11 protein-coding genes are annotated in these 12,232 nt (G+C 31.4%); 4 read left to right on the top strand and 7 right to left on the bottom strand.

The window, feature by feature from the left end; all coding sequences use genetic code 11:
• The first annotated feature begins 25 nt into the window (after positions 1 to 25).
• Complete coding sequence (locus COX95_03840) at positions 26 to 325, top strand: 30S ribosomal protein S20 (protein PIZ85497.1); 300 nt, start codon at positions 26 to 28, stop codon at positions 323 to 325.
• Here COX95_03840 and COX95_03845 read toward each other — a convergent pair whose 3' ends face one another.
• From COX95_03845 to COX95_03860, 4 genes are all read right to left on the bottom strand, one after another.
• Positions 326 to 1,027, bottom strand: a complete 702-nt coding sequence (locus COX95_03845; GenBank protein PIZ85498.1) for a glycosyl transferase family 2 — start codon at positions 1,025 to 1,027, stop codon at positions 326 to 328. It lies immediately after the preceding gene.
• Positions 1,012 to 1,968: a DNA polymerase III subunit delta gene (gene holA, locus COX95_03850; protein PIZ85499.1), complete on the bottom strand. Its 957-nt coding sequence runs from the start codon at positions 1,966 to 1,968 to the stop codon at positions 1,012 to 1,014. The genes COX95_03845 and holA overlap by 16 nt, the downstream gene beginning before the upstream one ends.
• 15 nt (positions 1,969 to 1,983) lie before the next feature.
• Positions 1,984 to 2,877: a bifunctional DNA-formamidopyrimidine glycosylase/DNA-(apurinic or apyrimidinic site) lyase gene (locus tag COX95_03855; GenBank protein PIZ85500.1), complete on the bottom strand. Its 894-nt coding sequence runs from the start codon at positions 2,875 to 2,877 to the stop codon at positions 1,984 to 1,986.
• Positions 2,878 to 2,956: 79 nt separating this feature from the next.
• The gene (locus tag COX95_03860) at positions 2,957 to 4,297 is read right to left on the bottom strand and encodes a hypothetical protein (protein ID PIZ85501.1); all 1,341 of its coding nucleotides are present in this window, start codon (positions 4,295 to 4,297) and stop codon (positions 2,957 to 2,959) included.
• On the opposite strand from COX95_03860, the gene COX95_03865 reads away from it, so the two are divergent.
• Positions 4,296 to 4,538 (top strand): hypothetical protein, encoded by a 243-nt coding sequence (locus COX95_03865; GenBank protein PIZ85502.1) that lies wholly within the window; start codon positions 4,296 to 4,298, stop codon positions 4,536 to 4,538. The genes COX95_03860 and COX95_03865 overlap by 2 nt on opposite strands.
• Before the next feature lie 378 nt (positions 4,539 to 4,916).
• On the opposite strand, the gene COX95_03870 is transcribed toward COX95_03865, so the two are convergent.
• Both COX95_03870 and COX95_03875 read right to left on the bottom strand, forming a co-directional pair.
• Positions 4,917 to 5,318, bottom strand: a complete 402-nt coding sequence (locus tag COX95_03870; protein ID PIZ85503.1) for a hypothetical protein — start codon at positions 5,316 to 5,318, stop codon at positions 4,917 to 4,919.
• 15 nt (positions 5,319 to 5,333) lie between these two features.
• Positions 5,334 to 8,096, bottom strand: coding sequence for a DNA polymerase I (locus tag COX95_03875; GenBank protein ID PIZ85504.1), 2,763 nt, complete (start codon positions 8,094 to 8,096; stop codon positions 5,334 to 5,336).
• A gap of 278 nt (positions 8,097 to 8,374) precedes the next feature.
• On the opposite strand from COX95_03875, the gene COX95_03880 reads away from it, so the two are divergent.
• Complete coding sequence (locus COX95_03880) at positions 8,375 to 8,941, top strand: hypothetical protein (GenBank protein PIZ85505.1); 567 nt, start codon at positions 8,375 to 8,377, stop codon at positions 8,939 to 8,941.
• 165 nt (positions 8,942 to 9,106) lie between these two features.
• Here the strand turns inward: COX95_03880 and COX95_03885 are convergent, their stop codons facing one another.
• Complete coding sequence (locus COX95_03885; protein ID PIZ85506.1) at positions 9,107 to 10,834, bottom strand: hypothetical protein; 1,728 nt, start codon at positions 10,832 to 10,834, stop codon at positions 9,107 to 9,109.
• 257 nt (positions 10,835 to 11,091) lie between these two features.
• Between COX95_03885 and tsaD the strand changes: the two genes are divergently transcribed.
• Positions 11,092 to 12,153: a tRNA (adenosine(37)-N6)-threonylcarbamoyltransferase complex transferase subunit TsaD gene (gene tsaD / locus COX95_03890; protein ID PIZ85507.1), complete on the top strand. Its 1,062-nt coding sequence runs from the start codon at positions 11,092 to 11,094 to the stop codon at positions 12,151 to 12,153.
• Positions 12,154 to 12,232: the final 79 nt, after the last annotated feature.

The raw sequence follows: 12,232 nt of genomic DNA on the forward strand, positions 1-12,232 counted from the left end.
ATTAAATAAATTAAAGGAATTCATTATGCCAATAAAAAAATCAGCAAAGAAAAGTGTTAGAAAAACAAAGAAACGTACCATTTTTAACAAAAAAGTTAAAAAGACAGTTAAGAAAGTAATGAAAGATACTAAGAAGGCTATTAGCTCTGGATCAAAAGAAGTAGAGGATTTAGCCAGGAAAGCCCAAAAAGTGTTAGGTAAAGCAGTTAAATCCGGTGTTTATCATAAGAATACAGCCGCAAGAAAATTAAGCAGGCTGATTAAAGCTAAAAAATCAAAGACCATAAAAGCAACCGAGAAAAAGACAAAAAAAGAGGTCTCCTAATCAGAGGCCTCTTTTGTAATGAATTTTTTTTGATAAATTATAAAATATATTTCTTAGATGACCTAAGTTCATACTTATGTACATTCTAATTCTTCTTACAAAACCTGTTATCAGTCCCCACTTTTCTTCTTTTAATGATTGGCTTACTCCATCCCACTCAACAAAATAAATTCCTATTTTAAAATTTTTCGATCTATCAGTAATAATATTTTCTATTCCATATTTTACTTTTCCAATATTTTTTATTGTCTTAAATATTTTTATAAATATTTCTTTTTTTGCGGCTCTTTGTCCGCTGCACTTAGTATTTAAGCTTTGGGCAATATCTGTTGACAACCTGCCATTTACAAGTTTAGCCACTGTCATAATTTCTTGGTTAATTAGCAATGGTTTTATTAAATTAATAATATGTGTACTCTTAAGATTTACTAAGTCTCCATCAATAAAAAGACAAAACTCTCCCTTAGCTTCTTTTAGTCCCTCTGCCATTGCATAGGCTTTGCCTTTGTTTTCTTGGAGGTTAATTAATTTTACATGCTTATTTCTTGCTATCATTTCGGTTTTGTCTTTTGAGCCATCATTAACAACTATAATTTCTGATATTAATCCTATCGATTGTGTTTTTTCTAAAACATCTATAACTCTTCCAATATTTTTTTCTTCATTGAAAGCCGGAATTATAGCTGTTATTTTTTGATACATAATTTTGTAGCTAAAATATTTAATGCTATTTTAGGTTCTAATTTCCCATTTTTTATTTTAAGTTCTGTTTCAAATATTTCAGAATACATTTTTTCTAACTCATCGGCGGAAAAATTTCTGGATTGTTTAATGGTTTTTTCTATAACAAAAGGATGCTTCTTTGTTATTTTTGCTATTTCTGTTTTATTTAGATTACGCGATACCAATTCTTTAATAATAATCAAATTTCTTAATTGGTAGACCATCATTCTTAATAAATAAATAATTTCTTCGCCCTTAGTAATTAAATTATTCAAAAATGTAAGTGTTTTTTCAATGTTCTTTTCTCCAATACCGTCAACCAATTGAAAAATATTTGTGTTTATATTAGTAGAAACCAATCTATCGATGTCTTCATCTTGTATCGAGTCGTTATTTTTATTTTTATAAGTTGATAGCTTGTTAATCTCTTGATTTAATTGCCATAGATCATTTCCTACAAATGAAACTAATCTTGATAAGGCCTTTTTATCTATCTCGCTATTATTTTTTTTGAATTCTTCGTCAGCCCATTTTTCTAATTGAGGTATCGATAGCTTACTATAGTTCCAATTTTTTTCTGATATTTTTTCTATTTCTGCAAATATTTTTCCTTGAACTTTATTTTCTTCGTAAATAACAAGGAGTATGAAATCCGGTATTTTTTTTACTTGTTCAATAAAAATTTTCTCATCCTCTTTTTTAAGCTTAGTATTTAAAATGTTTTTTAATATAATCAATCTTTTATCAGAAAGGAAAGGCGGAGAGGATATTGATTTAATAAAATCTTGCATTGAAAATGATTTTTCGTCAAACTCATCTAAATTAGAATTTTCTATATCTTTAGAGGAAAATTTTTCTTTTATTTGAAATAATTTTTTTGAAGATAAGAAATTTTCTTCCCCTGAGATTAGTAGGATCATTTGATTTCCTTATTACTAATTTTTTTGACAAAAAGGGCAGAAATAGGAAGATCTACCTCCTATTTTTACTCTTTTAATACTGCCACCGCACTTTCTTGGGCATTCTTCCTTTTCTTTTTTGTATACTCTTCTACTTTCAGTATAGAAACCTTTTTCGCCGGCAGTGTCTCTATAATCAGAAATACTGGAACCTCTTTTTTCTATAGCTTCTTTTAGTATTTTTTTCATTGCCACATACATTTTTTTTAATCTAGGTAATGTTAGTTTGTCAGCCGACTCTTTGGGATTAATTCTCGCCTCGAATAATATTTCATCAGAATAAATATTACCTATGCCTGCTATGATCTCTTGGTCAAGAAGAACCTGTTTAATGCTTCTTTTTTGTTCCTGTATTACTTTCTTAAAATCACTGAAAGTCAATTTTTCACTCATCGCGTCTGGTCCTAGTTTAGCAAATATCAAAGGTATTTCTGTTTTATCAACAAGTCTTACTGTGGCAAATTTTCTAAGATCCGATAAAAGTAGATTTTTACCTTTGTCTAGGCTAAATCCTAAGTGTACAAAACGGTTTTGAGGGTCTTCTTCTATTGGATCCGGCTTTTTACATTCTTCATTGCTTTTTTTTCTTAGCTTTTCTTTGGTGAATTCCCAACAAGTTGAAACTAGGGGATGGCCTGTCATTTTAAGATGTATAATTAAAGCCTTATCTCTCGATAAATATATTATGATATTTTTACCCCTACGTTCAATTTTTTCAATGATTAAACCTTGAATATCTTTTTCAAACTGTTCATAATCAGGTTTTTTTATTATTTTAGGCCAATCTGAATTAACTCCTAAAATTTTGTGGCCTGATATTTTAGTTTTTAAGTCTTGTACTATTGTTTGTACTTCTGGTAATTCTGGCATCGTTTTATTATAACAAAAAATCCAAATATTTATAATAGCTTTAGAACAGATAAGAATTATTATATAGAATAACTTGAAACTATTGGTTTAAGAGGTCTAATTTATTTCCTTTAACAATAATATCATTCACTTGGGCTAATTCTTTTGATCTATTAAAACCAGTCAAACATTTATTTACATCGATAGTTTCTTGACTTTTCCTATCATAACAAGTTCCGTTTTCGAATTTTCCGTCTAGTGATGGTTGATAAAAAAGATTTTTATCCATAAACGAATTATTTAAAGTATTATTTCTTCTCATCAATACAAAAGGGTTCTTTGTGTTAAACAAGTCTTGACCGAGAGTAGTTTTTGGTATGTTATAACCAAGCAAGTTTACAATTGTCGGGTAAACATCTATTTCACTTGCTGGTATATCTGATTCACCAATCAAAGAGTTATTAGGTAAATGAATAATTGCTGGAATACGATGGATGGCAGCATGAGTTAGATAATTTTCTTTTTTCGCCCCAGGTATACCTAGCCAATCAAGAAAAGCCTTATTATCAATTGCGTTTAATCCACCCTCATGATCACCGTAAATTAAAATTACACTGTTGTCGTATAAGTCTTCTTTTTTCAGTTTATCGATAAACTGTCCGAATGCTTTATCAACATAATGTCCACTCTGCAAATAATCTGTAATTAATTTTCCAAATCTATTTTTGTCTATTTTCAATTCTTGTTTTTTTTCCGGCAGATTGAAAGGATCATGTGAGGAAAGGGTGAGCATAAACGATAGGAATGGTTTTTTTTCTTTTTTCATATAATCTATTGATTGGCTAAAAAAATTTTCGTCTGGCAGTCCCCATCCGATCCCGTCTGTAAATTTATAGTCATCAACGTTATAAAAACGATCAAATCCTAAATTAGGATAAATAACAGCTCTGTTCCAAAAACTTTTTTTGTATCCGTGCATAGCAAATGTTCTATAGCCATTTTCTTTTAAGAGCCCCGGTAAGGCATGGTATTTATTTAACGGGTAATCAAAATAAGCAGATTTATCGTGTAAAAAATAAAGGGAATTTAAAGAGGTGAATTCAGCATCCGCAGTAGTCGAAGGGCCTACTTGATAGTAAAAATTAGTAAACCTAAAATTTTCTTCACTAAACTTATTTAAATTGGGAGTAATCTCCTGACCATCGATAGAGCGTCCTAATAAAAAATCCTGAAAAGACTCTAACTGTATTATTATAACGTTTTTGTTTTTGGCAATCCCTTCAAGATTTTTTCCATCCTCAAAATTTCTATTTTTATTCCATTCTTTTACAAGGGATATTTCTTCTGGTGATGTGCCGTTTTTGGCAAAGAAATATTTTACGAAATCCTGTACTGCATAGTTTACCGCTCCGATTTTCTGGATAATCATAGAACCATCCATGGGTATAACTAAAAAATTGAGATTTTTTTCTTTCAGTATTACAAAAGATGAAAATATTAAACCAAAGATAATAGTTGTAATGAATAGGTATACTCTTGGCTTTAATGCAATCAAGATATCTTCTTTTTTTCTTTTAGCAAAAAAGAAGATGAGTAAAATTATCGGTAAGTCTATAAAAAATAAGGCCGTACGTACATTAATTAATCTTGCGACAATATTAGTTACTGGTGCTAATTGGTAGAAATATTTCAATGAAGAGAAAGAAAAAATGCCATTATTATAGTTATTATAAATATATTGGACCGCGAAAATAATTGAAGTGAAGGATGCAACAAATAATAAATATAATATACGACCCTTGCGTTTAAGTATAATTGCCGGCGAACAAAGCAACAGAAAGGTTCCAAGCGCTGTGATTGTTCTTTCTTTAAACCATAGATCAATAGTTAGTCCCGTCCATAAGTTAAAGATGTGGGTTTTTAAGATAAAGAAAAAAATAACTACTAGAATAAGATAGTATTCTTTTAGTAGGTTGAATATTTTTTTATAAGAAGATTTTATTATTTCTTTTAATTTTATGATCAGTAAGAACTGTAGATTTTATAATAGCAAGAATATTCTATTTATTATCCTGCCAGAATTTAAGTAAATCCTCCTTAGGTTTGTAGCCGACTAATCTTTTGTCATTGAGTATAAAAGTTGGAGTTCCTTCAACACTATATTGAGATAGTAGATTACGATTTTCACCAACATCCATGTATTTAAATTTAACACCTTCTTTTTCTAACTCTTGGACAATCGGCTTTTCTTTTTGGCACCAGCTGCAATAGTTAGAATAGAAAAATAATATTACGCCTTTTTCAGATGCAGTAGTAGCAGGAGGCTTTTTTTGTTGTGTTTCTTCCTTGGTATCGCCGGAATTATTTTTATTCCACTCTTTTGCATTAGAGAAAAATGCTAGCGTAATTGAAGCGGCTATAAAGATAATTAATAATACAATAATTCCTAAATATTTTTTCATTTTTATATCTCCTTTTTAATGTTGGAACCCTTTTGTTTTATTTTTATCGCCCTTTATTATATTTTGCATATCTTTCCAGTTTTTGCCATAAGATATATCTACTCGAATAGGAACTTCTAGTTTAGGATACACTCCTTCCATGATTTTTTCCAGGAAAGACGCTACGGGTTCTATTTCATTATCAGGTATTTCAAACACCAATTCATCATGGACCTGTAGAATCATTTTAGATTTTTGTGACAGTTCTGGCAACCTTTTTTCAATTTCTATCATTGCTATTTTAATGAAATCCGCAGCTGTTCCTTGCGCAGGGAAATTAATAGCCATACGCTCAGCCGCTGATCGGATTTGAAAATTAGAGGAATTTATTTCTGGTATATATCTTTTTCTTTTAAGTAATGTTTCTATGAAGCCTTTTTTTCTTGCTTCATCTGTAGTGTTGTTTATATATTCTAAGATGCCCGGATGTTTTAGATAGTATTTATTAATGTAATCTTGGGCTTCTTCTCTTGTCCACCCTAACTGTTCAGATAACCCATGTCCGCTTATACCATATACTATACCAAAGTTTACTGCCTTTGCGGCTCTCCGCATTTCATAGGTTACGTCATTGAGTGGTATATCATTGACATCCGCAGCAGTTCTGGCATGAATATCTTCGTGTTTTTGAAATGCATCAATCATTTTTTTATCACCAGACAAATGAGCGATTATCCTAAGTTCAATTTGGGAATAATCAGCAGAGATAAGCTTAAACCCTTCGTTAGCTATAAAGGCCTTTCTTATTTCTCTTCCTATTTCTGTTCTTATGGGTATGTTTTGTAGATTAGGGTTTGATGAAGAAAGTCTCCCAGTTGATGTTATTGTTTGATTAAAACTTGTATGAACCCTTCCTGTTTTTGGATGAATAAGATTGGGGAGTGTATCAATATAGGTATTTTTAAGTTTTACTAATTCTCTATATTCTAGAAGAATATTTATTACAGGGTGTGCATTTTTTAACTTTTCTAAAACAGGTGCTGCAGTTGAAAATCCCCCGGACTTAACTTTTTTTAATTCTTTTCTAACGATCGGATTTTCCGCTAGATCTAATTTTTCAAAAAGGATTTCTTTGAGTTGTTGGGGCGAGTTAATATTAAAATCATATCCTGATAATTTATGTATTTCATTTTTTAAATTGATTATCCTTTTTTCTAATTCCTTCGACATTTTTTTAAGGAAATTAACATCTATTTTTACGCCGTTTTTTTCCATTTCAGCTAGAATCGATACTAAGGGTAGCTCAATATCCATGAAGAGGCTTAAGAGATTTTCCGCTTTTAATAGTGGTTTAATTTTTTGATATAGCCTGAAAGTTATTACAGAATCTTCACAAGAATAAGTGGCTACTTTTTTTTCTGGCACCTCGCTTAAATTTTTTTGATTTTTACCTTTGCCGATTAAATCTTCTATAGATATTTTTTCATAATGAAGTTCAAGAAATGCAAGATCATCTAAATTAAATTTTCTATCGCCTGGATGGAGCAAGTAATAACCAATCATAGTATCGAAAATGAAAGGGGACAAATTAATATTATAATTTTTAAGAATATTTAAATCGTATTTAAGGTTATGTCCTATTTTGCCGATGTTTTTTTCTTCGAGTACGGTTTTTAGCTCGCCTAAAAAATCCGTATTATTTTCATTTATAGGTATGTAAAAACCTTCATTTTGGTCAAAACTTATTGATATTCCTATAAGCTTACCGTCTATCGAATCCAGTTTATCTGTCTCTGTGTCTACCACTATTTCGGTTTGTTTTTTAATATTATTAATAAGTTTGATGAGTTCTGATTTTTCTCTTATTATGTTTACTTTAAAGTCTACGCTTTTCTTTTCATCATTATTCAATGATTTGGGTAGCTTAGGCAAAAGAGTTTTGAACTCAAATTTATTGAATATTTTTAATGCTTCTTCGCGCTTATAATTTACTAGTTCAGTTTTCTTTAAATCAAATTCAATTGGTATATTAGTGACTATTTCTGCCAGTTTTTTACTCATTCTTGCTTTTTCTTCGTTTTCCTGCAGCTGTTGAAGCGTTTTAATTCTTACATCTTTAATCTCAGGATCATCGTTGTTTATTTTTTTATATAGATTTTCAATATCGCCAAATTTTTTTATAAGATAAATTGCTGTTTTTTCACCAATTCCTGGCACACCGGGAATGTTATCTGATGGGTCTCCTCTTAAAGCCTTGTAATCTACTACTTGTTTCGGAGTTAATCCTCCAAATTTTTCAGCAACCATTTTTTTATCGTATATAACAGTATCAGTGAAACCTTTCCGCATGGTATAAACAACTGTATTATCTGAAACTAGCTGAACTTCGTCTAGATCTCCAGTGACAACTATCGCTTGGACACCTTCTTCTTTAGCTTTTTTTGCGATGGTGCCTATGATATCATCGGCTTCGTAGCCCGGTTTTTCGAATATTGGGATATTCATACTATTAATAACTTCTTTTACTTTTGGAAATTGTTCAACAAGTTCATCGGCAGCTTTTTGTCTTGTTGCCTTATATTCTTTGTATTCTTTATGTCTAAAGGTTGGTTCTGGGGTATCAAAGGCAACAGCTACATGTTCCGGTTTTAATTCGTTAATCGCTTTCAAAAGAATTACAGAAAATCCGTAAACAGCACTAATCATTTCTCCTGTTTTTAAAGTTAGGGGAGGTAAAGCGTGAAATGCCCTGTGTATTAGGGCATTAGCATCAATAATTAATAGCTTTTCTTTTTTCATTTTATCTTTTCGGATCCTTTTTATCGCTAAAACTAGATCTAAATTTTATATATACATTTTAACCTAAAATCGAGGATAATTCTATTTACACCGTTATTAACTCTGAGGAAATATTTTCATTAGAAATAATGTTAGCTGTAAGGTGATATTATTATAAGAATTTAGTATTTTAAGAAAATATATCTTGAAGTTAATGCGGGGTTTGTTAAGAAAGGTTTCTAAAATTGACTTTTTAGTTGGGGGGGGATAATAAAGAAAATTAAAATGAAAGGTAAAAAATGCAAAAAAGAACTTCCGTGATTATCCTTGGAGTACTTCTTTTAGTATTTGTTTTTACTTCCATCAAGGCAGTAGGTACTATCCCAAGTTCTTATAGTCAAGATGCTCGTGATCTTCTGAGTATGCTCTGGGGCAAGCTAGACCAGGTCATTATCTCCAATTACAATGTCTCTATGGATTTGAGGTATCATGACCATCAAGGAAGCTTGGCTAATGGATCTTTCAAAACAAAAGGGTTACCGCTTGACGGCAGTAAAGCTCTTCAAGACTTCTCGGTTACAGAATCAAAATTAGCTACCGGGTCTGTAAATTCTAGAGTGCTGGATACTTGTCCAATAACAATTACCGTATCAGCTGGAACTAGTAGTGCTTTAGATGATCCATCTGATGATTGTTCTGATTTTGGAACATTGGGATATTATCAAATATTAGGATACTATCCTGCTGGCAATCAAGATCAATTCGTTGATAGTATTGCAATTAATGCAGAACAAGTAGAAGTTAATCTGGCTGGCAATGCCGTAGCGGATAATGTTTTTACGGTTGTTCTTTTGGATATTTATTAATTATAAGCTAAAGTTTTTGAGCGAGTGATGTGTTATTTGTTTACTAAAAAACTGCCTTTTGGCAGTTTTTTAAACCTGACTTTTTAAAGAGTGCTAGGACGAACCTAAGTTCCTTTCTTGCCAAGCCCCTAGCTTTAAAAATAAAAAAGCGGTATAAGCTTTTGTTTATACCGCAGTGAATCTTTTTATTCTTTTTTGAATATCTTGTGTTGTTGGTATTTTGTTTGGAAGGTTGTATATTTTTTCTAATTCTTGTTTGATTGCTTCTTCTATATATTCTATCGCTTTTTCTGTATCCAGATGTGCGCCTCCTTCGGGCTCGTTAATAATTCCGTCTATATAATGTTTATCTAATAGTTGTTTCGAGGTAATTTCTGAATTATTTGCAGCAATCTCCAAACTATTTTTTTCGTCAGGATAAAGTATACTGGCTTTTGCTTCGCAGGCTGCGATAGCCGCATATGCATATTTTTGCATAAGAATTTTATCTGCACATGCTAGAGCAATATAACCACCACTGCCGCCTTCCCCGATATTTATAGCTACAGTCCAAGTCTTTAAATTCAAAATTGTTTTCATCGTTTCATTGAGTTCATAGGCAATATTTCCTCGCTCAGATACAGGATCCATTCTTGCTCCAGAAGTATCCAGTATAAACACAACCGGCAATTTAGCTTTTTCGGCAAATCTTATGATTCTTCTTGCTTTTCTATATTCAGTCGGGCCTGGCATGCCATTATTATAGAAAATCTTTTGGCCAGAGAATAAAGCATCCCCTTTTTCAATAAATTTGCCTTTTTCTATGCCTATTACTATGAGTGGTTTTTTATCAATAAGGGCCAGCCCTGCTATTATCGTTGGTCCATCGCCAGATATTCTGTCTCCTTTTAACTCAACAAATTGATCAAAGATTTTAAGATAATCAATACAGGTGGGTCTTTTGTAGTGCTTAGCTATTCCTAGGATGTTAAACGCATTCATATAGTTGTTGTTAATTTCTGTTTTTATCGCGCTATGATTAGATATTTTTGCTCCTATTGCTATATCAGGCGGTTGGAATTTAATCTTTTGGCACTCAGAATAATTTTTCGAATCAAGACAGTTTAAGATATTAAGCAATATTGTTTTGATATCTTTTCTTTCGGCTATCATATCAACCTTACCGGATTTTAATGCTTCTTCTTCTGTTTGGAACTTGTCAGGTATAGGAATACTTTTTTTTATTATATTTTTTCCGGTAAATCCGAAGATTGATTCTTTTTCCGCAATGATTATATCTCCTTGAACAAAACTGACTGAAGTCCCACCTAAAACTGTTCCCGAAAGGATACTGATATAAGGCATATTTAATTCTGAAAGGTAGTAAGTTATTTTTGGCATCTGATAAAGCGATTCTATATCGAGATACATATTCATTCCATAAGAAGTCCATATGCTAATAAGGGGTAGCTTGTTATTTTTTGCAATCTGGATAGCTCTGGCAAACTTCTCTCCTTCAACAGGTCCTATCGTTCCATTAAAGAAATCAAAGTTAAGAATGGTTAATACAACTGGATGATAATCTATGTTGGTACGCATCGTAATTAAGCCATCTTTAAATCCTGATTTTTTTTTGCTTTCATGTAACTTTTTCTTAAAGCGTGGGTGTTTTGAATGGAGTTCATCTTTTATTTCTTTGTGATGTATTATTTGTTTTACTGATATCTTACCTGTTAAATAATAAATCCAGTCCATTGCTGTAAAAGGTAGATAACAGTTACAATGAGGGCATACTTTTAAATTTTCCGCTAAATCGCTTGTTCTATGGCAGTTAGGGCATTCTTTGGATTTTAAATACTTATCATAGTAATGTTTAATCGGTAATTTAAAATAACCTATCGATCTATCAGGCATTACAAACCAACTCCTAATTTGTTAAAGAACTAGTTAGAAGTTTTAATATATCACGAGTAAGGCAAGAGTCAAATTATTTTAAGAAGGCTAACGCAAGACCTGCTACTAGTGCCATAATAGCAAGACAAATTAAAATAGCCGCGTTTGTTGTAACTTGAAGCTTAAGCTTCTCACATATTTTGTTTTCTTGTTCTTTTATTCTATCTTTCATAAAAATGAAAATTTACATTCTTTAAAAGAAATTATAACATAACGATATGAGAATATTAGGAATTGAAACAAGTTGTGATGATACTTCAAGCGCTGTCATTGAGGCTCAAAAAGAGAAGATAAAATCTTTATCTAGCATTGTTTCTTCACAAAATAAGCTTCATGAGATATATGGTGGTATAGTTCCAGAAGTGGCCTCTCGCGCCCATATAGAGACTATTATTCCAGCCATTAAAGAATCGTTAAAAAGATCCAAGTCTTCTTTGAAGAATATAGATTTGATCTCGGTAACCCGTGGTCCTGGTTTGGTTGGATCTTTATTAATTGGCATAAATACTGCAAAGACGATATCCTTTGTTAATAATTTGCCAATAGTATGCGTAAATCATCTAGAAGGGCATATCTATGCTAATTTTGTTGACCAAAAAGAGAGAATAGAGTTTCCGTTGATTGTACTTATAGTATCCGGCGGTCATACAATGTTGGTTTATATGAAAGACCATTTGAAATATAAGATATTAGGACAAACTAAAGATGATGCTGCAGGGGAAGCTTTTGATAAAGTTGCCAGGGCATTGGGCTTGGGTTATCCTGGGGGGGCAATAATAGAGAAAATATCGAAAGAAGGTGATCCTGAAAAATTTAAGTTTCCAAAAGCAGAAATGGAAAGCAAAATCATTAGATTAGAAAGCGGCTATCTTAAAAAATTGCCACCTAATTTAGATTTTAGTTTTTCTGGCTTGAAAACAGCGGTTATAAATGAAGTTAGGAAACATAAAACAAAGAATAAAAGTTTTATTGCAGATATTGTTGCAAGTTTTCAGAAAACATCTGTTGATATTTTAGTAGCAAAAACAATTTGGGCAGCAGAAAGAAAAAAGGTAAAAACGGTTTTAATATCCGGAGGAGTTGCGGCCAATGCTATATTAAGAAAAGAATTGCAAAAAAAGTGTCAAATTCAAGGTTTTAATTTTTTTGCGCCTCCTAAAAATCTTTGTACTGATAATGCGGCAATGATTGCGGCTGCCGGATATTTCAAATATAAAAATAAAGGTCCCGATCTATTAGAAAAAATAAAAGTTAATCCAAATTTAAAGCTCGGTAAATAAAAGCAAATTTAATCTTTTATTGACCTTATTTTGAACAAGGTTTAAAATATAATTAAATCGATAAAGCGATGAAGGAGAC

Source organism: bacterium CG_4_10_14_0_2_um_filter_33_32, from assembly GCA_002792735.1.
Classification (GTDB): domain Bacteria; phylum Patescibacteriota; class CPR2_A; order CG2-30-33-46; family CG2-30-33-46; genus CG2-30-33-46.